This is a genomic window from Blastococcus sp. SYSU DS0510 (assembly GCF_054050835.1).
The window spans coordinates 18,786-38,124 of record NZ_JBJHAC010000022.1 but is presented as its reverse complement, the minus strand read 5'-3'; the positions used below and the strand labels follow the sequence as shown (position 1 = coordinate 38,124).

Genomic DNA, 19,339 nt, shown 5'->3' with positions numbered 1-19,339 from the left:
GGTCAGCGGGCGTCGAGCGCGGCGCGCATGGCGCCGATGGGGGCCGGCTCCCCGGTCATCAGCTCCACCTGCACGGTGGCCTGCCAGAAGAGGACCTCGAGCCCGCCGATCACCGTGCCGCCTGCAGCGGAGACGGTCTCGGCCAGCGGGGTGGGCCAGGGGGCGTACAGGACGTCCAGCACCGTCTGCCCGGGGTGCCACTCGAGGGCGGCCACGGCCGGCTGCCCGCCGACCGGCACGGTGCTGACGACGACGGGGGCCGCCACCCGGGCGCCCTCCAGGGGGAGCACCCGGGCCCGCACGCCGAGGGTCTGCAGCACCCGCACCACGTCACCCGCCCGGGCCGGGTCCCGCACGACGACGTCGACCTGCTCCGCGCCCAGCGAGGCCAGGGCGACGGCGGCGGCCGCCGCGGTCCCCCCGGCGCCGAGCACCGCCGCGTGCCCCACCTCGTCCACACCGGCCACCTGCAGGGCCGTGCCCACACCGGCGACGTCGGTGTTCTCCGCCCGCCAGCCGGCGTCGGTGCGGACGAGGGTGTTCGCCGCGCCCAGCAGCCGCGGCAGCGGCTCGACCACATCGGCGACCGCGACGGCGGCCTGCTTGCACGGCATCGTCACCGAGAACCCGCGCCACTCGTCCCCGAGGCCGGCGAGCAGCACCGGCACCTCCTCGGCCCCGACGTCCAAGGCGTCGTAGGTCCAGCCGGAGAGCCCCAGCGCCGCGTAGGCGGCGCGGTGCAGCAGCGGCGAGAGCGAGTGGCTCACCGGCCGCCCGAGGACCGCTGCCCGCTGCGGCCGGTCAGCCACCGCACCCGAGGCCGGCGTCGGCGCACCGCTGGCGGGCCTGCTGGAACTCGGCGTAGTCGCTGGTGAAGAAGTGCGTCCCGTCCTGCGACTCGAGCACGTAGTACAGGAGGTCGCCGGTGCTCGGGGCCAGCGCCGCCTCCAGGCTCGCCTCGCCCGGCGAGCTGATCGGCGTGGGCGGCAGGCCCTGGCGGGTGCGGGTGTTGTACGGGCTGTCGGTCTGCAGGTCGGTCACGGTGAGCTCGTTGCCGCTCTTGTCCAGGCCGTAGGCGAGCGTCGCGTCGATGCCGAGCGCGATGCCGGCCTCCAGCCGGTTGTAGATGACCTGGGCGACGTCGGCCCGCTCCTCGTCGAGGCGCGTCTCCGACTGGATCATCGAGGCGATGGTGACCACCTCACCGGGTGTGCGCCCGAGGGCGGCGGCCCGCTCCTCCAGCCGCAGCCGTGCGGCGACCCCGTTGAACGTCTCGACCATCCGCTGCAGCATCTCCTGCGGCGTGGTGCCGGGCTCGAAGTCGTAGGTCGCCGGGAAGAGATAGCCCTCGAGCTGCCCGCCCGCGTACGGGGGCAGGGGCAGCGCCGCGGGGTCGGCCACCGCCTGCAGCTCCGCGAGCGGGGTGCCGGTCTCCTCCGCCAGCCGGGCGAGGACCTGGTCCACGGTGAAGCCCTCGGGCACGGTCACCCGCGAGACCTGGCGGGAGGCCGGGTCGAGGAGCATCTCCAGGGCCCCCTGCCCGCTCATCTGCAGCCGGAGGCTGTAGACGCCGGGCTGGATGCCCGTGGCCGCGGGCTCAGCCTGCGCGGCGTCCACGAACGGGCCGGTGGAGGCGATGACGTCGGCGTCGGCGAGGGTGCGCGCGATGTCGGTGAGGGTGTCGCCCTCCTGCACGCGCACGTCCACGCTCCCGGTGCCCGGGCCTGGGTAGTCACGGGCGGCCGGGTCGATCATCGAGAGCAGCTGCTGGCCGGCGAGGACGATGCCCACGACCATGCCGCCGAGGACGAGCAGCGCCAGGCCGATGGCCAGCGGCCGGCGGCGCCGCCGCCGGCGCTGGGCGTCGGTGCGCGCGTCGTAGGGGGCGATCGGGATCTCGTCGTCGTGCAGCAGGCCGCCTCCGTCGGGGTCCTCGTGGACGGCGGAGTGGTCGTGCGCGTGCACGTCGGCCGGCTCGGGAGCGGTCTCGTCGCCCATGCGACGGCGGGGGCGCGCGCGCCGCCGCGGCCGGTCGTCGTCGCCCTTCGCGCCGATGACGTCCAGCCCGCCGGTCGGGTCGTCCGCGCCGGGCCGGGCCGGCGGCTCGTCGGGGATGTCGTCGGGGCCGGCGGAGAGCCGGGGCGCGGCGACGGTCGCGTCGTCGTCCACGGCGTCCTCGCGGGGCCGCAGCCGGCCCCACGCACCGCCCGGCAGCGGCGGCAGCGGCGCCGACGGGTGCTGGGCGCCGAAGCCGTGGTCGTCCCGGTCGGCGTGCCGCGAGGTCAGCGGGTGGTCCGACCACCCGCCCGCCGCGCCGAGCGGACCGGTCTCGTCGCCGGAGCGGCCCGGCGGGAAGCCACCCGCGGCAGAGGCACCGGAGCCGGTCCGGAACGGTGCCGGCATGCCGCCGGTCCCGTCGTCGGACGCGTGCCTCCCCCGTCGCGGCTTCCCGCCGGGCGCGGTCACGAGGACGCCTCGCTGCCGCTCGTCGTCCTCGAGACCAGCGGTGCTGCGCTCATGCATGCCCTCGCACGCTCGGTCATGAGGGCGCCTGCCGGCTGTCGAGGTACTGCTGCAGGATGACCACGGCGGCGGCCTGGTCGATCACCGCGCGCTGGCGACGGCTGTCGACGCCGCCCTCCCGGAGGTGGCTGGCTGCGGTCACGGTCGAGAGCCTCTCGTCGATCAGGTTCACGGGCACGTCCGGGATCCGGTCGGCCAGTTCCTGTGCGTAATCGGCAGCATCCTGCGCCGAGGCACCGGAGGCGCCCGACAGGTGCACCGGCTCCCCCACCACCACCTCTGACACCTCGTGTTCCACGACCAGGGCGGCCAGCCGGTCCAGGTCCGCGCCGTCCTTGGCCCGGCGGAGGGTCTCCAGCGGGCTGGCGAGGGTCCCCGTGGCGTCCGACAGGGCCAGCCCGACCCGCACGGTGCCGACGTCGACGCCGAGCACCCGGCCGCGGGCGCGCCCGGCGCCGGGGCGGCGCGGGGGGATCTGCAGGTGCTGCGGCCAGCCGCCCGAGAGGTCGATCTCGGTGGTCTCGTGCTTCACCGGGGGGAAGCCCTGGCTCAGGTCGATCTCGGTGGTCGGGTGGTACGTCGGCTGCTCCCCCGTCGTCGGGCGCGGACGCGCCGGCGGGACCGCCGGCAGCTCGCGCCGCCGGCCACCGACCGGGCCGGTGTCCTCGGGGTTGTACTCGGTGTCGGACACGTTGGTCACCTTCCCGTGGCGGTCGCGACCGCCTGCTCGCCGGCCTGCAGTGCCGCGGGGATACCCGCGGGATCGGTTCCGCCCCCCTGGGCGACGTCGGACTTGCCGCCTCCGCGGCCGCCGACGGGAGCCGAGGCCGCCTTGAGGACGTCGTCGGCCGACAGCCCCCGGGTGACCGCGGCCGGGTTCAGTGCCGCCACCAGCGCCACCTTGCCACCGGACTCCGACGCCAGCAGCACGACCGCCGCCCGATCGGCGCCCAGCCGGCCGCGGACGTCGAGCGCCAGGGTGCGCAGATCACCCCCGCCGAGGCCGGCCGGCGAGCCGGTGACGACGGCGACGCCACCGACGTCACGGGCCGACGCGGCCAGCTCACCGGCGGCCGCCAGCGCCTGCTGCGCGCGCAGGTCGGCGAGCTCCCGGTCCAGGTCGCGCATGCGGGAGACCATGCCGCTCACCCGCTCGACGAGGCCGTCCTGCGGCGACTTGAGGATCTCGGCCAGCTGGCGCACCAGGTCCCGCTCGCGCGCCAGGTAGCGGAAACCCTCCAGCCCGACGACGGCCTCGACCCGGCGCGAGCCCGAGCCGACCGAGGACTCACCGGTGAGCGCGAGCGTGCCGATCTGGGCGCTGCCGCGCACGTGGGTGCCACCGCAGAGCTCCCGGGACCACGGGCCGCCGATCTCCACGACCCGCACCTGCTCGCCGTAGGTCTCGCCGAACAGCGCCAGCGCGCCGAACGCCTGCGCCTCGGGCAGCGTCATGTACTGGGCGGTGACCTTGTGGTCGGCGCGGACGGCGGCGTTGGCGACGTCCTCGATGTCGCTGCGCTGCTGCGGGGTGAGCGCACCCTGCCAGGCGAAGTCCAGCCGCAGGTAGCCCGGCCGGTTGTAGGAGCCGGACTGCAGCGCCTGCGGGCCCAGCACCTGGCGCAGCGCGGCGTGGACCACGTGGGTGCCCGAGTGCGCCTGGCAGGCCGAGAGCCGCCACTCGCGGTCGACCTCGGCGGTCAGCTCGGCGCCGGCGCGCAGCTCCCCTTCGAGCACCCGCACCTGGTGGGCCACCAGACCCTTGACCGGGCGCTGGACGTCGATCACCTCGGCCCGGCCGCCGTCCCAGGTGAGGATGCCGGCGTCGGCCACCTGGCCGCCCGACTCGGCGTAGAACGGCGTGCGGTCCAGCACGACCCGGGTGATCTCGCCCGGCCCGGCGGGGCGCGCACCCTCGTCCTCGCCCTCGGCGACGATGCCGAGCACGCGGGAGTCGGTGCGCAACGCCTCGTAGGCCCGCCAGTCGGTGGGCCCGTGCTCGGCGAGCAGCCGGCGGTAGGCCAGGACGTCGACCGACCCGGTGCGCTTGGCGCGGGCGTCGGCCCGGGCGCGGTCGCGCTGCTCCTTCATGAGCGCGCGGAAGCCCTCCTCGTCGACGGTGACGCCCTGCTCGGCGGCCATCTCGAGGGTGACGTCGATCGGGAAGCCGTAGGTGTCGTGCAGGGAGAACGCCTGCTGCCCCGACAGCGTCGGGGTGCCCGCCTTCTTCGCCTGCGTCACGGCGGTGTCGAACAGCGCCGTCCCGGAGGCGAGCGTGCGGCGGAACGCCTCCTCCTCGGCGTAGGCCACCGCCGAGATCCGCGCGAAGTCCGTCTCCAGCTCGGGGTAGCTGGCCTTCATGGCGTCCTTCGACACCGGCAGGAGCTCGGGCAGGGTCGCCTCGTCGACGCCGAGGAGCTTCATGGAGCGGACGGCGCGGCGCAGCAGCCGGCGGAGGATGTACCCGCGCCCCTCGTTGCCCGGGGTCACGCCGTCGCCGATGAGCATCAGCCCGCTGCGCACGTGGTCGGCCACGACCCGCAGCCGGACGTCGGCCTCGACGTCCTTGCCGTAGGTGACGCCCGACAGCTCGGCGGCCCGGCGCAGCACCGGCGCGACCTCGTCGATCTCGTACATGTTGTCGACGCCCTGCAGCAGGAAGGCCACCCGCTCCAGGCCCATGCCGGTGTCGATGTTCTTCTTCGGCAGCTCGCCGAGGACCGTGAACTCCTCCTTGCTGCGGACGTCGGCGAGCTCGTACTGCATGAAGACGAGGTTCCAGATCTCCAGGAACCGGTCGCCCGCGGTGTCGACCAGCGGCCCGCCGTCCGGGCCGAACTGCGGGCCGCGGTCGAAGTAGATCTCCGAGCAGGGGCCGCCCGGGCCGGCCGCCCCGGTGTGCCAGTAGTTGTCCTTCTTGCCCAGCCGCTGGATGCGCTCTACCGGCAGGCCCGCGATGCGGTGCCAGGCCTCGGCGGCCTCGTCGTCGTCGAGGTAGACCGTCACCCAGATGCGGTCGGGGTCGAAGCCCAGCCCGCCGTCCTCGAGCCGCCCGGTGATCAGCTCCCAGGCGTGCTCGATGGCTCCTTCCTTGAAGTAGTCGCCGAAGGAGAAGTTGCCGTTCATCTGGAAGAACGTGCCGTGGCGGGTGGTCTTGCCCACCTCCTCGATGTCGAGGGTGCGCACGCACTTCTGCACGCTGGTGGCCCGCGGGAAGGGGGCGGGCTCGCGGCCGGTCAGGTACGGGATGAACGGCACCATGCCGGCGACCGTGAACAGCAGCGAGGGGTCGGGCGACACCAGCGAGGCGCTGGGGACGACGGTGTGCCCGCGCTGGGCGAAGTGCTCGAGGAAGCGGCGGCGGATCTCGGCGGTCTGCATCTCAACTCAGTTCTGCGGGGCCCGCTGCGGGTGGGGAGCGGGCCGGTGGGTCAGAGGTCGGCGGCGTGCGCGCCGCCACGGCGGCGGGCCGGGAGCTCGACCTGGGACGGGTCCGGCAGCGGAGCGTCGAGCCCCGTGCCGGCGCGCAGCTCCTGCTCCCGCTCGCTCATGGCCTCGCGGACGTCGGCGCCGAAGTCACCGATGGCGTCGGCGAGGTCGCGCAGCCCCTCGGCGATCGAGGCCCCGATGCCGGCCGGCGTCATCCTCTCGGCGGCGGCGGAGAGCTTGCGGACGACGAGCGCCCCGATGGTGATCCCCATCGCGAGCCAGAACAGCCGGCGCATCAGGCGGCCCGCCGGGCGGCCCGGCGCGCACGGCGCGCGTCCTTGTCGCGGCGGGCGGCCTCGGCGATCGCCTGGCCCTCCCGCTTCTTCTTCGCGGCGCTGCGGACGCCGTAGCTGAACGCGGCGACCTTGATCAGCGGGCTGCCCAGGGTGGCGGCGACGACGCTGGTGAGCGCGGCGACGTTGCTGGAGACGTTGGCGGCGTTGCCGGTGATGTCGTCGACGCGCTCCAGGTTGCTGTTCACGTGCGCGACCGTGGTGCTGGCCTGGCCGAGGATCGGCGCGCTCTGCTCGCGGACCTGGCGGATGGTCAGGGTGGTCTCGTCGAGCGTGCGGCCGAGCTTCAGCAGCGGGACGGCCACGAGCACCACCAGCAGCACCAGGGCCCCGGCTGCGATCAGCCCGGCGATCTCTCCTGCGGACACGCGTGCTCCTGTTCTGAGGGGGTGGGGCGCCGGGGGCGACGTTCCGGCGTCGTCACACTAGTCGCGGGCCCGCCGAGCCGTCCGTGCCCCGCCGTGGGCTCAACGCGTGCGGCGCAGGATCGCGCGCAGCTTCGCCAGGCGCTCCCCGAGCCGGGCCTCGACGCCGCGGTTGGTCGGGCGGTAGTAGTCCCTGCCCACCAGCGCGTCGGGCGGGTACTGCTGGGCCACGATGCCGTCCGGGTGGGCGTGGGGGTAGGAGTAGGTCTTGCCGTGGCCGAGCTTCTTCGCCCCCGCGTAGTGCGCGTCCCGCAGCCCGGGGGGCACGGGTCCGGCCAGCCCCGCGCGGACGTCGGCCACCGACTCCCCGATCGCCACCGTCACCGCGTTCGACTTCGGTGCGGTGGCCAGGTGGACGACGGCCTGGGCGAGCGGGAAGTGGCCCTCCGGCATGCCGATGAACTGCACCGCCTGCATGGCGGCCACCGCCGTGGTCAGGGCGGTGGGGTCGGCCATGCCGATGTCCTCGCTGGCGCTGATCACCAGGCGCCGGGCGATGAAGCGCGGGTCCTCCCCCGCCTCGACCATCCGGGCCAGGTAGTGCACGGCCGCGTCGACGTCGCTGCCGCGGATGCTCTTGATCAGGGCGCTGGCGACGTCGTAGTGCTGGTCGCCCTGCCGGTCGTAGCGGACCGCTGCTTGAGCGACCGCCGTCTCCAGCGTGGCGAGGTCGATCTCCGTGGCACCCACCGCCCGGGCGGCACCGGCGCCGGACTCGAGGGCGGTCAGCGCCTTGCGGCCGTCGCCGCCGGCGATGCGGACCAGGTGCTCCTCCGCCTCGGGGGTCAGCGTGACGGCGCCGTCGAGGCCCCGCTCGCTGGTGAGCGCCCGGTGCAGCAGCCGGCGGACGTCGTCGTCGGTGAGCGGCTGCAGCGCCAGCACCAGGCTGCGGGACAGCAGCGGGCTCACCACGGAGAAGAACGGGTTCTCGGTGGTCGCGGCGATCAGGCTGACGATCCGGTCCTCGACCGCCGACAGCAGGCTGTCCTGCTGGGTCTTGGAGAAGCGGTGCACCTCGTCGATGAACAGCACGGTGCGGCGGCCGGCGTAGGTGAGCTCCCGCTTGGCGCTCTGGATGACCGCCCGCACCTCCTTCACCCCGGAGTCCAGCGCCGACAGCTGGACGAACTGGCGCTTGGTGGCCAGCGAGATGACGTGCGCGAGGGTGGTCTTGCCGGTGCCGGGCGGGCCGTACAGGACCAGCGACATCGGCTCGTCGGACTCGACCAGCCGGCGCAGCGGCGCGCGGTCGCCCAGGAGGTGCTGCTGCCCGACCACCTCGTCCAGCGAGCGCGGGCGCATGCGCACCGCCAGCGGCGCGCCCGGGTCGACGACCGGCGCGCCGGCGTCGTCCGGGGACGGGTCGAACAGCGAACTCACGAGTCGGAACGCTACCCGCGGGGCACGACAGCCCCATGGAGCAGCGACGCATCGGGGACGTGACCGTGGGCGCCATCGGGCTGGGCGCGATGCCCCTGTCCACCAAGGACGGGCGCCCGTCGGAGGAGGACGCCGTCGCCGTCGTGCACGCCGCGCTCGACGCAGGCATGACGCTCATCGACACCGCCGACGCCTACGCCCGCGACGAGGCGGAGTTCGGGCACAACGAGACGCTGGTCGCGCGGGCGCTGGCCCGCTACGGCGGTGACACCTCCTCGGTGCTGGTGGCGACCAAGGGCGGGCACACCCGCCGCGGCACCGACTGGGAGCTCGACGGGACGCCGGCCTACCTGCGGCGGGCCTGCGAGGACTCGCTGCGGCGCCTGGGCGTGGACGCCATCGGGCTGTACCAGTTCCACCGGCCGGACCCGGCGACGCCCTGGGAGGAGTCGATGGGGGCGCTCCGGCAGCTGGCCGACGACGGGCTGGTGCGCATGGTGGGCATCTCCAACGCCGACATCGCGCAGATCGACGTGGCCCGGTCGATCGTCGGCGACGCGCTGGTGAGCGTGCAGAACCAGTTCTCGCCGGGCTGGCGCTTCTCCGCCGACGAGCTGGCCCACTGCGCGGGCCACGGCCTGGCCTTCCTGCCGTGGAGCCCGTTCGGCGGCGTCTCCGCCGCGGGGTCGCTGGGCTCGGCCGCGCCCGCGTTCGCGGAGGTGGCCGACGAGCTGGGGGTGTCGGTGTACCGGGTCACGCTGGCCTGGCACCTCGCCCAGAGCGACGCCGTCGTGCCGACCCCGGGCGCGTCGCGGGTGCAGTCCGTCGTCGACTCGGCGGCCGCCGCCGAGGTCACCCTCTCCCCCGAGCAGCTGGCCCGGCTCGACGCCGCCTGACCCTCGCCCTCTCCCCCTTCTCCTCGTTGATCATCGTCATCTGGTCGGCCCGACCGGCGTGTCGGCCAGCCGGATGACGATGATCAACGCGAGGTGGCCGCTTCCACAGCACCCGTAGCGATCCACAGATCCCGGCGACGCCTCGGCCGGAGCCACGTGGGCGACCAGCGTCGGCGGCATGTCCCTCCCCCCGACCTGGACGACGAGCGAGGCGCGGGCGGCCGGTCTCACCCGCGCTCGCCTCCGCGGCCCTTCCTTCGTGCGACTCGCACACGGTTTCACCGCCCGGCTGGACGACGCCGTCGACGAGGCCGAGCGGCTGCAGCTGCTCGCCCGCGTGCTCCCCGCGGACGCGGCCTTCAGTCACGGGACCGCCGCCGCACTCCTGGGCGCGCCCGTCGACACACCACGCCGGGCGCACATCGTCCTGACCCCGCGACGGGTCCTCCCGCAGCGAGCTGAGTTCGTGACGCACGCGCGCCGGCTGCTGGCCGAGGACGTCGTCCAGCACCTGGGTCTCCGCCTCACCTCCGGTGCGCAGACCTACCTCGACCTCGCCGAGACGCTGAGGCCGTGCGACCTGGTCGCCGTCGGTGACGCCCTCATGCGGGCCGGCCACCTCGACCCGGTCTCCCTGGCGCGACGCCTGGCACGGGCGGCCCGGGTGCGCGGCGTCGTCCGCGCGCGGGAGTGCACGCCTCTGCTGTCGCCGCTGGCCATGTCGCACCCGGAGAGCGTCATCCGGTACTGGCTGGCGGTGAGCCACCTCCCGACACCGGTACCACAGGCGCCGGTGCACGACCGGCGGGGTCGGGCCGTGACGCACGCCGACCTCGGCTACGAGGAGTGGAAGGTCGCGCTGGAGTACGAGGGCAGGCAGCACGCAGAGGGCGACCAGTTCGACCGCGACATCGACCGCTACTCGCTCATGGCGGCCGACGGCTGGCTCGTCCTGAGGTTCGCCCGGCGGCACCTGCGGACCCCGTCCGTGGTCCTCGACCGCACCCGTCGGGCGTTGCTCAGCCGCGGCTGGCGGGACCCTCGCGGTTGATCATCGGCAGGTGGCCGGCCGACGCGCTGCCGGGGCCAGCCACATGACCATGATCAACCGCAGGTGAGCCGTCAGCGGCCGAGGACGTCCCGCAGCGCCGCGACCACGAGCGCGACCCGGTCGGGGGCGGCGTTGGGCCCCATGAGGCCGATCCGCCAGACGGTCGAGGTGTAGGCACCCACTCCCCCGCCGATCTCCAGGTCGTACCGCTCCAGCAGCTCCTTGCGGACGGCAGCCGAGTCGACGCCCTCGGGCACCTTCACCGTCGTCAGCTCCGGCAGCCGGTGGCCCTCGGCGGCGAAGAGCTCCAGGCCCAGCTCGGCCAGCCCCTCGTGCAGCAGCCGGCCCGCCTCGGCGTGCCGCGCGTGCACGGCGTCGAGCCCCTCGTCGAGGATCCGGCCGAGCGCGGCGTGCAGCGACACGACCATGCCGGTCGGCGCGGTGTGGTGGTACGTGCGCCCACCGGACCCGGCGGCCTCACCCGCGTAGCCACCGAGCATCCCGAGGTCGAGGTACCAGCTCTGCGGCCTCTCGACCCGCCGCTCCCAGGCCCGGTCGGAGATGGTGAACGGGGCCAGCCCCGGCGGGACGCCCAGGCACTTCTGCGAGCCGGCGTACGCCAGGTCCACACCCCACTCGTCCAGTCGCACCGGGATGCCGCCCAGCGAGGTGACGCAGTCGGCCAGCAGGAGCGCGTCCCCCTTGCCGGCGGCCAGCGGCTCGAGGTCCGAGCGGACCCCGGTGGAGGTCTCGGCGTGCACGGCGGCGATGAGCTTCGGCGACGGGTGCGCCGCCAGGACGCGCTCGGCGTCGACCGGCTGCCCCCACTCGTGGTCGACCGCGACGACCTCGGCCCCGCACCGGGCGGCGACGTCGGTCATCCGCTGCCCGAACAGGCCGTTCACCGCGACGACGACGACGTCGCCCGGGCCCACGGTGTTGACGAAGGCGGCCTCCATCCCCGCCGAGCCGGTGGCCGACAGCGGGAGCGTGCGGCGGTTCGCCGTGCCGAACACCTGTCGCAGGCGGTCGGAGGTCTCGTCCAGGATCTGCAGGAAGAGCGGGTCCAGGTGGCCGAGCAACGGCTGCCCGAGGGCGACCATGGCCTCCGGGTAGGGGTTGGACGGACCGGGACCGAGCAGGGTGCGGGCACGCAGCGGCATGCCCTGCAAACTACCGGCGTGGCCACCGATCAGCCGGGCGACCTGGACCGCACCGCCGCGCTCGCGATGCACCGGGAGTACGCCGCCACCCTGCCCGCCGCACCGCCCGAGGAGCCCGCGGTCGAGCGGTTCGGCGACAGCGCCGCGCTGGCCGACGAGCTGATCGGCCTGGTGCTCGCCGGCACCAAGCGGGCGACGGCGGCGCTGGTCGTCGACTTCCTCGACGACGGCCAGCCGCTGCCGCGCATCGGCGGGCTCTGGGTGGCGTGCGAGGGCAGCGGTGCGCCGCGCTGCGTCCTCCGGACGACGGAGCTGCGGCTGGGCCCGCTGCGCAGCGTGGACGACGCCTTCGCCCGGGACGAGGGCGAGGGCGACCGGACGCGGGACAGCTGGCTGCGCGAGCACGACCGCTACTTCCGGCGCACCCTTCCCCGGCGCGGCCGGAGCTGGTCCGACGACCTCGAGGTGGTCTTCGAGCGCTTCCGGGTCGTCTGGCCGCCCGAGGTGGCCGACTGATCCCCTCCCCGCCGGGCGCCGACCTCGGGCGACCTCGGGGCTACGACCACACTGCTCCCGCGCCAGTCGCGCTCTGCCCACCTCACGTGGGCAGAGCCCTACCACCCCCCAGGCGCCCCGTGCCCCGGCCGGCTCCGCCGGACGGAGGCCCGTCCGACGCTCGGGGCGGGACGGAGGGCTACTTCGTCGGGTCGGAGGGGCCGGGAGCACCCGGCTCGCCGGGCAGCGGCGGCTCCTCCGGCTTCGCGTCGATCCCCGCCTCCTTGCGCTGCGCCTCGGTGATCGGTGTCGGCGCGCCGGTCAGCGGGTCGAACCCGGCGCCCGTCTTCGGGAAGGCGATGACCTCGCGGATCGAGTCCACCCCCGACAGCAGCGCCGAGAGCCGGTCCCAGCCGAGCGCGGCGCCCGCGTGCGGCGGCGGCCCGTAGGCGAACGCCTCCAGGAAGAAGCCGAACCGCTCGCGGGCCTCCTCGCGGGACATGCCGAGGGTCTCGAACACCCGCTCCTGCAGCTCGGCGTCGTGGATGCGCACCGAACCGCTCATCACCTCGTTGCCGTTGATCACCATGTCGTAGGCGTCGGACAGCGCCGCGCCCTTGTCCTCGGCGAACCGGTCGCGCCACTCGGGGGTGGGCGAGGTGAAGGGGTGGTGCATGAAGGTCCAGTCGCCGTCCTCGGTCTCCTCGAACATCGGGAAGTCGACGACGAACAGGAACGACCAGGTGCCGGGCTCGACGAGATCGAGGCGCTTGGCGATCTCGTTCCGCGCCGCCCCGAGCAGCTCCTGCGAGGAGCGGCGGGCGCCGGCGGCGAAGAAGACGCAGTCACCCGGCTCCGCCCCGACGGCCTCGACCAGCCCCGCGCGCTCGGTCTCCGAGATGTTCTTGGCGACCGGCCCGCCCAGGGTGCCGTCCTCGGCGATCGTCACGTACGCCAGCCCGCGGGCGCCGCGCGACTTCGCCCAGTCCTGCCACGCGTCGAACGCCCGCCGTGGCTGCGAGCCGCCACCGGGCATGACGACGGCGCCGACGTAGGGGGCCTGGAACACGCGGAACGGCGTCCCGGCGAAGTAGGAGGTCAGCTCGGTGAGCTCGATGCCGAAGCGCAGGTCGGGCTTGTCCGAGCCGAAGCGGTCCATCGCCTCGCGGTAGGTCATGCGCGGGATCTCGGGGATCTCGTAGGACGCCAGCTCCCGCCACAGCGCCCGGACGACGTCCTCGGCGATCGCCAGCACGTCGTCCCGCTCGACGAAGCTCATCTCGAAGTCGAGCTGAGTGAACTCCGGCTGCCGGTCGGCGCGGAAGTCCTCGTCCCGGAAGCAGCGGGCGATCTGGTAGTAGCGCTCCAGTCCGCCGATCATCAGCAGCTGCTTGAACAGCTGCGGCGACTGCGGGAGGGCGTACCACTTGCCCTGCTGCAGCCGCACCGGCACCAAGAAGTCGCGCGCGCCCTCCGGGGTGGAGCGGGTCAGGTTGGGCGTCTCGACCTCGGTGAACCCGTGCCCGGCCATCACCCCGCGCGCGATGCGGCTGATCTCCGAGCGCAGCCGCATCGCCCTGGCCGGGCCCTGGCGGCGCAGGTCGAGGTAGCGGTACCGGTACCGGACGTCGTCCGACGCCGCCTGGTCGGTCTCGATCGGGAACGGCAGCGGCGCAGCGGTCGACAGCACCCGCAGCTCGGAGGTCGCCACCTCGATCTCACCGGTGGGCAGCTCGGGGTTCTCGTTGCCCTCCGGGCGGCGCCGCACCTCGCCGGTGACGAGCACGCAGTACTCGTTGCGCAGGTGGTGGGCCTCCTCCTCGCGGACGACGACCTGCACGTACCCGGAGGCGTCGCGCAGGTCGAGGAAGACCACCCCGCCGTGGTCGCGGCGGCGGGCGACCCAGCCGGCGAGGGTGACGGTGGTGCCGGCGTCGGACGCGCGCAGCGTTCCGGCGTCGTGGGTGCGGAGCACGGGGGATTCCTTCGGGTGGGTGGAGGGAGCGGTGGAGCGGTTACCAGCGGTCGTGCACGTGGGCGCGGATGCGCTCGTCGTACAGCCGCTCGAGGTCGGCGAGCTGGGCGTCGGAGAGCGGCGCCATGGTGGCGGCCGCGACGTTGCCCCGCACCTGGGTGACGTTGCGCGCCCCCGGGATCACGGTGGTGACGCCGGGCTGGTCGATGACCCAGCGCAGCGCGAAGGCGGCGGTGGGCACGGCGTCGCCGGCGATCTGGGCGACCTCGCGGGCCGCCGCGACGCCGACGTCGAACGGCACGCCGGCGAAGGTCTCGCCGACGTCGAAGGCCTCGCCGTTGCGGTTGAAGTTCCGGTGGTCGTCGGCGGGGAACGTCGTCGACTCGTCGTACTTGCCGGTGAGCAGCCCGCTGGCCAGCGGCACGCGGGCGAGGACGCCCACCCCGGCGGCGGCAGCGGCGGGCAGCAGCTCCTCCAGCGGCTTGCGCCGGAAGATGTTGAGGATGACCTGGATGGTGGCGACGCCCTCGTGCTGCAGCGCGGTGAGCCCCTCCTGCACCGTCTCCACCGAGACGCCGTAGGCCGCGATCGAGCCGTCGGCGACAAGAGCGTCGAGCGTGTCGTACACGCGCTGGTCGGAGTAGACGGCGGTCGGCGGGCAGTGCAGCTGCACCAGGTCGAGGGTGTCGACGCCGAGGTTGCGGCGCGAGCGGTCGACCCAGGCGCGCAGGTTCTCCGGGGTGTACTGCGCCGCCTCGAACGGGTCGGCGCGGCGGCCGGCCTTGGTGGCCACGAACGGCCGGTCGGCCCGGGGTGCGAGCGCCTTGCGGATCCGCTCCTCGGAGCGGCCGTCGCCGTAGACGTCGGCGGTGTCGAGCAGGGTCACCCCCGCGTCGAGCGCGGCGTCCAGGACGTCGGTGGCGGTGTCCTCGTCGACGTCACCCCAGTCGCCGCCGAGCTGCCAGGTGCCCAACCCGATCACGCCGACCTCGGCGCCGGTCTTCCCGAGCGGTCGCTGCTCCATCGAAGTACTCACTCCCCCACACTCGCACGCACCGTCTCGAACAGCTCGGCCACGGGGACGGGCCGCTGCTCGCCGGTGCGCATGTCCTTGAGCTGGCCGACGCCCTCGGCCAGGTCCCGCTCCCCCACGACGACGACGTGCGTCGCGCCGGAGCGGTCGGCGGCCTTCATGGCGCCCTTGAGCCCGCGGTCGCCGTACACGGTGTCCGCCGCGACCCCCGCCTGGCGCAGCTGCCCGACCAGCCGGACCGCCACCCGCTTCGCCTCGGCCCCGAGCGGGACGACGAAGGCCTGCACGCCGGCGGTCGCGCCGATGTCCAGCCCCTCGGCCTGCACCGCCAGCAGCGTCCGGTCCACCCCGACGGCGTAGCCGATGCCGGAGACGTCCGGCCCGCCCAGCGCCGCCGACAGCCCGTCGTAGCGCCCGCCCCCGCCGATGGCCGACTGCGCGCCGAGCCCGGAGTGCACGAACTCGAACGTCGTCTTCGTGTAGTAGTCCAGCCCGCGCACCAGCCGCGGCGCCTCCGTCCAGCTCACGCCGAGGTCGGTGAGGTGCTGGCGGACGGCGTCGTAGTGGGCCTTCGTGGAGTCCGAGAGGTGGTCGACCATCAGCGGGGCGTCGCCGAGCTGCGCCTGCACCTCGGGACGCTTGTCGTCGAGCACCCGCAACGGGTTGATCGCCGCGCGGCGCTGCGTCTCCTCGTCCAGGTCCAGCTTCTCCAGGAAGGCGACCAGCAGCTCGCGGTACTGCGGGCGGCAGGTCGCGTCGCCCAGCGAGGTCAGCAGCAGCTCGAAGTCGGTGAGCCCCAGGTCGCGGAAGCCCTGCACGCCCAGCGCCACCACCTCGGCGTCCAGCGCGGGGTCGTCGACGCCGAGGGCCTCCATGTCGACCTGGGTGAAGTGCCGGTAACGACCGGCCTGCGGGCGCTCGTAGCGGAACGCGGTGCCGACGGTCCAGAGCTTCGCCGGCAGCGCACCGCCGTGCAGCCGGTGCTCGATGAACGCGCGCATCAGCCCGGCGGTCAGCTCGGGGCGCAGCGTCAACGACCGGCCGCCGCGGTCGGTGAAGGTGTACATCTCCTTCGTGACGACGTCGGTCGACTCGCCCACGCCGCGGGAGAACACCTCGGTGTGCTCGAACACCGGCGTCTCGACGTACCCGTAGCCCGCCCGCCGGAGCGGAGCCGTCAGGGTGTCGCGGACGGCGAGGAAGCGCGCGGAGTCCGGCGGCAGCGTGTCGAAGGCGCCCTTCGGGGCGGTGAGGCCGGTCATCAGAGCCCTCGTCCCCTCGGCGCCTGCGCGGCCTCGGCCAGGTAGGGGTTGGTCGCCCGCTCGCGGCCGATCGTCGTCGCCGGGCCGTGGCCGGGCAGGACGACGGTCTCGTCGTCCAGCGGCAGCACGACGTCGCGGAGCGAGCGCAGCATGTCCTCCCACGACCCGCCGGGCAGGTCCACCCGCCCCACCGACCCGGCGAAGAGGACGTCGCCGGCCAGCAGCCCCGGCGCCTCGCCGAGGTCGACGGAGAACATGACCGAGCCCTGGGTGTGCCCCGGCGCGTGCCGCACGGTCAGGTCGACGCCGGCCAGCGAGAGGACGGCGCCGTCGTCGAGCGCCCGCACCTCGGAGGGGTCGGGCAGCCGGACGCCGGTGATCAGCGGCGCCAGCGCGGGGCCGTGCCAGCGGGCGGGGTCGCTGAGCATCCCGAAGTCGTGCGGGTGGAGGTAGGCGGGGATGCCGTAGCCGTCGCAGACCGGCAGCACCGAGAAGGTGTGGTCCAGGTGGCCGTGGGTCAGCACGACGGCCACGGGCTTGAGCCCGTCCTCGGCCAGCATCCGGGCCAGCGGCTCGACGGCGTCCATGCCCGGGTCGACGACGACGCACTCCTGCCCGGGCCCGGAGGCGACGGCGTAGCAGTTGGTGCCGAAGGCGCCGGCGGGGAACGAGCGGATGAGCACCCGTGCAGGTTACGCGGGGCCCCCCGCCGCACCCGGCGCTGCCAGGGATCGCCCAGCCCCGCCACCTAGACTCGCACCCCGACCAGCGCGCCCGCCCGCCGTCGCGGCCGCCCACGTACGCCCCGCCCGCCCGAGGAGTCCGCCCCCGTGCCCACGAACAAGCAGCGCCGGGAAGCCGCGCAGCGTCACCTGCAGCGCCAGTTGGAGCGCCGCGCCGAGCAGGCGAAGAAGCGCCGCCGGAACCTCGGGCTGCTGCTCACCGCGCTCGCCGTCGTCGTGGTCGTCGGGGCCGCCCTGCTCCTCACGAACGTGTTCGGCGGCGACGACGAGACCGACGACCTCGCGGCCGAGCCGACGACGCCGGCGGCCACCTCCTCGGCCGCGCGCACCACCAACGCCGACGGCACGGTCACCTGCGAGTACCTGCCCGACGAGTCGGGGAACACCAACCTCACCGACGTCGGCACGCCGCCGACCCCGGAGACCACGCCCACCCAGGGCACCGCCACCGTGCTGATGAGCACCGACCAGGGCGACCTGACGCTCACGCTGGACCGGGCGCAGGCCCCGTGCGCCGCGGCCAGCTTCGTGTACCTCACCGAGCAGGGCTTCTACGACGGCACCCCGTGCCACCGGCTGGTCAACGCCGACACCTTCGGCCTGCTGCAGTGCGGCGACCCGACCGGCACCGGCTCCGGCGGCCCGACGTACAAGTACGCCGAGGAGGTCACGCCGGACTCGACCTACCCCCGCGGGACCGTCGCCATGGCCAAGACCGCCGCGCCGAACAGCACGGGCGGCCAGTTCTTCCTGACCTTCGTCGACACCGAGCTGCCGCCGGAGTACACGGTGGTCGGCCGGATCGACGAGGCCGGTCTCGGCGTGCTCGACGCGGTCGCCGCGGGCGGGGTCCAGGGCGCCGAGGGCCCCGGCGACGGCGCCCCGAACATCCCGGTGACGATCGAGGACATGGCCGTCGTCGGCTAGGGCGGGGCACCCACCCGACAGGTGGCTGTCGCCCACGACGGCGCGTCGGAGCCCGGCGTGGTCAACGGTCCGCGCCGGCGATGCTCCGCGCCAGCCGGGACAGGGCCGCACCCAGGGCGGCGGCCGGGCGTTCCTCCACACGCGTCCAGTGGTGCACCTGCTCGGCGGACAGCCCGGCGAGGAGCAACTCGGCCCGCTCCAGGGGATCCGGAGCTCCGCTCGCGCGCAGCAGCACCGCACAGTGCTGCCGCCAGAACCCGTACGAGCCCTTGCGCAGACGCGACCCGGGAGTCGACGTCTCCGAGAGCAGGACCAGGTCGAGGTGGCGCACCTGGAACTCCAGGTAGCCGGCCACGAAGGCCACCAGGCGATCGACGGCAGGGGCGCCCGGACCCAGCGGTGGCGGCCCGCCGAGAATGGCCTCCTGGAACTGGCGGCCCCGCTCGTCGAGGAGCGCTGCGGCCAGCCCGCCCTTGTCGGTGAACCGGCGGTAGAGCGTGCCCTTGCCCACGCCCGCCTCGGCCGCGATGTCGTCCATCGTCACGCCGGGGACGCCCCGCTCGGCGAAGAGCCCCTCGGCCGCAGCGAGGATGCGGCGCCGGTTGCGCGCGGCGTCCGCGCGCTCGGCGACCGGCCGGTCCCCCGCGATGCCGAGCAATCCTATCGACAAACCGGACTCTGGTCCGCTAACGTCCTCGCCCATGAAACGGACTGTAGTCCACTACGAGGGGAGAACGTCATGAAGGTGCTCGTACTGGGGGCCACCGGTTACATCGGCTCGGTCCTCGTCGAACGGCTGGTGGGTGCCGGGCACGAGGTGGTCGCGCTGACCCGCCCGGGGGTCGACGAGCCGCCGGCGATCGCGTCGGTCGGCACCGTCGCGGGTGACCTGGCCGAGCCCGAGGGCCTGTCGGCCGCGGTCGCGCCCGACATCGACGCCGTCGTCCACGTCGCCCCGCCGACGGGGGTCGCCGCCGCGGACATCGCCGCGGTCGAGGCCCTGCTCGTCCCCCTGCGCGGAACGGGCCGCACCTTCCTCTACACCAGCGGCCTCTGGGTGCTGGGGGCGACCGGCACCCACCCGGCCGACGAGGACAGCCCCCTCGACGCCATCGAGCTGGTCGCTCACCGGCCCGTGATCGAGAGACTGGTCCTCGACGCTGCCGAGACCGGCGTCCGCGGCCTCGTCGTCCGTCCGGCCATCGCGCACGGCCGCGGCGGTGGCATCCCCGGGCTCCTCGTGAGCACCGCGCGGGACCACGGCGCCGGGCGTTTCGTCGGCAGCGCCGACACGCGGTGGCCGATGGTGCACGTGGACGACCTGGCGGAGCTGTTCCTGCTGGTGCTGGAGCAGGCTCCCGCGGGGCGCCTCTTCCACGGGGTCGACGAGGAGGCGGTCCCGGTGCCCGAGTTGGCTGCCGCGGCTGCACGGGCCGCCGGCCTCGACGGTTCCGCCGAGTCGTGGCCCGTGGAAGACGCTCGGGCCGTCCTGGGGGCGGCCTTCGCCGACGCGCTCGCGTTGAGCCAGTCGGCCACCGGCGCCCGCGCTCGCGAGGAGCTGGGCTGGCATCCCCGGAGGCCGGGCGCGGTACAGGAGCTCGGAGCGGGCTCCTACGCGGCCAGCCGCGTGGGCTGACGGCGACCCGCCGGAACGGCCCCGCTGCAGGGGCCCGCGCCGAGCGTG

General features: G+C 74.6%; 18 protein-coding genes. 5 read left to right on the top strand and 13 right to left on the bottom strand.

Annotation, left to right across the window (positions count from 1 at the left end; genetic code table 11):
* Positions 1-2: 2 nt before the first annotated feature.
* The 7 genes from ACI79P_RS16935 to ACI79P_RS16905 form a co-directional block, all read right to left on the bottom strand.
* Positions 3-809 (bottom strand): shikimate dehydrogenase, encoded by an 807-nt coding sequence (locus ACI79P_RS16935; RefSeq protein WP_456582224.1) that lies wholly within the window; start codon positions 807-809, stop codon positions 3-5.
* A complete protein-coding gene (mltG, locus tag ACI79P_RS16930) occupies positions 802-2,523 on the bottom strand; it encodes an endolytic transglycosylase MltG (RefSeq protein ID WP_456582223.1) in 1,722 nt (573 codons plus the stop codon). Before mltG ends, ACI79P_RS16935 begins: the two co-directional genes overlap by 8 nt.
* A 16-nt stretch (positions 2,524-2,539) precedes the next feature.
* On the bottom strand, positions 2,540-3,214 hold the full coding sequence (gene ruvX / locus ACI79P_RS16925; protein WP_456582222.1) for a Holliday junction resolvase RuvX: 675 nt from the start codon (positions 3,212-3,214) through the stop codon (positions 2,540-2,542).
* A 5-nt stretch (positions 3,215-3,219) separates the two neighbouring features.
* Positions 3,220-5,904: an alanine--tRNA ligase gene (alaS, locus tag ACI79P_RS16920; protein ID WP_456582221.1), complete on the bottom strand. Its 2,685-nt coding sequence runs from the start codon at positions 5,902-5,904 to the stop codon at positions 3,220-3,222.
* Between the two features lie 50 nt (positions 5,905-5,954).
* Positions 5,955-6,248 (bottom strand): hypothetical protein, encoded by a 294-nt coding sequence (locus ACI79P_RS16915; RefSeq protein ID WP_456582220.1) that lies wholly within the window; start codon positions 6,246-6,248, stop codon positions 5,955-5,957.
* Positions 6,248-6,673, bottom strand: a complete 426-nt coding sequence (locus tag ACI79P_RS16910) for a DUF948 domain-containing protein (RefSeq protein ID WP_456582219.1) — start codon at positions 6,671-6,673, stop codon at positions 6,248-6,250. The genes ACI79P_RS16915 and ACI79P_RS16910 overlap by 1 nt, the downstream gene beginning before the upstream one ends.
* Before the next feature lie 99 nt (positions 6,674-6,772).
* Complete coding sequence (locus tag ACI79P_RS16905) at positions 6,773-8,110, bottom strand: replication-associated recombination protein A (protein ID WP_456582218.1); 1,338 nt, start codon at positions 8,108-8,110, stop codon at positions 6,773-6,775.
* Between the two features lie 35 nt (positions 8,111-8,145).
* Between ACI79P_RS16905 and ACI79P_RS16900 the strand changes: the two genes are divergently transcribed.
* The gene (locus ACI79P_RS16900; protein WP_456582217.1) at positions 8,146-9,006 is read left to right on the top strand and encodes an aldo/keto reductase; all 861 of its coding nucleotides are present in this window, start codon (positions 8,146-8,148) and stop codon (positions 9,004-9,006) included.
* 178 nt (positions 9,007-9,184) lie between these two features.
* Positions 9,185-10,057 (top strand): DUF559 domain-containing protein, encoded by an 873-nt coding sequence (locus ACI79P_RS16895; RefSeq protein WP_456582216.1) that lies wholly within the window; start codon positions 9,185-9,187, stop codon positions 10,055-10,057.
* A 71-nt stretch (positions 10,058-10,128) separates the two neighbouring features.
* Here ACI79P_RS16895 and ACI79P_RS16890 read toward each other — a convergent pair whose 3' ends face one another.
* Entirely contained in the window at positions 10,129-11,220 is a 1,092-nt protein-coding gene (locus ACI79P_RS16890) for a pyridoxal-phosphate-dependent aminotransferase family protein (RefSeq protein WP_456582215.1), read from the bottom strand.
* Between the two features lie 18 nt (positions 11,221-11,238).
* Here ACI79P_RS16890 and ACI79P_RS16885 point away from each other — a divergent pair, with 18 nt between their 5' ends.
* Entirely contained in the window at positions 11,239-11,736 is a 498-nt protein-coding gene (locus tag ACI79P_RS16885) for an ASCH domain-containing protein (RefSeq protein WP_456582214.1), read from the top strand.
* 178 nt (positions 11,737-11,914) lie between these two features.
* Here the strand turns inward: ACI79P_RS16885 and aspS are convergent, their stop codons facing one another.
* The 4 genes from aspS to ACI79P_RS16865 are packed head-to-tail and all read right to left on the bottom strand — an operon-like array spanning position 11,915 to position 16,668.
* On the bottom strand, positions 11,915-13,690 hold the full coding sequence (gene aspS / locus ACI79P_RS16880) for an aspartate--tRNA ligase (protein ID WP_456582213.1): 1,776 nt from the start codon (positions 13,688-13,690) through the stop codon (positions 11,915-11,917).
* 40 nt (positions 13,691-13,730) lie between these two features.
* Positions 13,731-14,714, bottom strand: coding sequence for an aldo/keto reductase (locus ACI79P_RS16875; RefSeq protein WP_456582212.1), 984 nt, complete (start codon positions 14,712-14,714; stop codon positions 13,731-13,733).
* Positions 14,715-14,722: 8 nt separating this feature from the next.
* On the bottom strand, positions 14,723-15,985 hold the full coding sequence (gene hisS / locus ACI79P_RS16870; protein ID WP_456582211.1) for a histidine--tRNA ligase: 1,263 nt from the start codon (positions 15,983-15,985) through the stop codon (positions 14,723-14,725).
* Entirely contained in the window at positions 15,985-16,668 is a 684-nt protein-coding gene (locus ACI79P_RS16865; protein WP_456582210.1) for an MBL fold metallo-hydrolase, read from the bottom strand. The genes hisS and ACI79P_RS16865 overlap by 1 nt, the downstream gene beginning before the upstream one ends.
* A 147-nt stretch (positions 16,669-16,815) precedes the next feature.
* On the opposite strand from ACI79P_RS16865, the gene ACI79P_RS16860 reads away from it, so the two are divergent.
* Positions 16,816-17,655, top strand: a complete 840-nt coding sequence (locus ACI79P_RS16860) for a peptidylprolyl isomerase (protein WP_456582209.1) — start codon at positions 16,816-16,818, stop codon at positions 17,653-17,655.
* A 61-nt stretch (positions 17,656-17,716) separates the two neighbouring features.
* Here the strand turns inward: ACI79P_RS16860 and ACI79P_RS16855 are convergent, their stop codons facing one another.
* Positions 17,717-18,358: a TetR/AcrR family transcriptional regulator gene (locus ACI79P_RS16855; protein WP_456582208.1), complete on the bottom strand. Its 642-nt coding sequence runs from the start codon at positions 18,356-18,358 to the stop codon at positions 17,717-17,719.
* 36 nt (positions 18,359-18,394) lie between these two features.
* On the opposite strand from ACI79P_RS16855, the gene ACI79P_RS16850 reads away from it, so the two are divergent.
* On the top strand, positions 18,395-19,291 hold the full coding sequence (locus ACI79P_RS16850) for an NAD-dependent epimerase/dehydratase family protein (protein ID WP_456582207.1): 897 nt from the start codon (positions 18,395-18,397) through the stop codon (positions 19,289-19,291).
* Positions 19,292-19,339 lie beyond the last annotated feature (48 nt).

Excerpts from the sequence above, each read along its gene's own strand:
- mltG (WP_456582223.1), bottom strand. The coding sequence starts at position 2,523 with ATGCATGAGCGCAGCACCGCTGGTCTCGAGGACGACGAGCGGCAGCGA.
- alaS (WP_456582221.1), bottom strand. The coding sequence starts at position 5,904 with ATGCAGACCGCCGAGATCCGCCGCCGCTTCCTCGAGCACTTCGCCCAG.
- ACI79P_RS16915 (WP_456582220.1), bottom strand. The coding sequence starts at position 6,248 with ATGCGCCGGCTGTTCTGGCTCGCGATGGGGATCACCATCGGGGCGCTC.
- ACI79P_RS16900 (WP_456582217.1), top strand. The coding sequence starts at position 8,146 with ATGGAGCAGCGACGCATCGGGGACGTGACCGTGGGCGCCATCGGGCTG.
- ACI79P_RS16895 (WP_456582216.1), top strand. The coding sequence starts at position 9,185 with ATGTCCCTCCCCCCGACCTGGACGACGAGCGAGGCGCGGGCGGCCGGT.
- ACI79P_RS16890 (WP_456582215.1), bottom strand. The coding sequence starts at position 11,220 with ATGCCGCTGCGTGCCCGCACCCTGCTCGGTCCCGGTCCGTCCAACCCC.
- ACI79P_RS16875 (WP_456582212.1), bottom strand. The coding sequence starts at position 14,714 with ATGGAGCAGCGACCGCTCGGGAAGACCGGCGCCGAGGTCGGCGTGATC.
- hisS (WP_456582211.1), bottom strand. The coding sequence starts at position 15,985 with ATGACCGGCCTCACCGCCCCGAAGGGCGCCTTCGACACGCTGCCGCCG.
- ACI79P_RS16855 (WP_456582208.1), bottom strand. The coding sequence starts at position 18,358 with ATGGGCGAGGACGTTAGCGGACCAGAGTCCGGTTTGTCGATAGGATTG.
- ACI79P_RS16850 (WP_456582207.1), top strand. The coding sequence starts at position 18,395 with ATGAAGGTGCTCGTACTGGGGGCCACCGGTTACATCGGCTCGGTCCTC.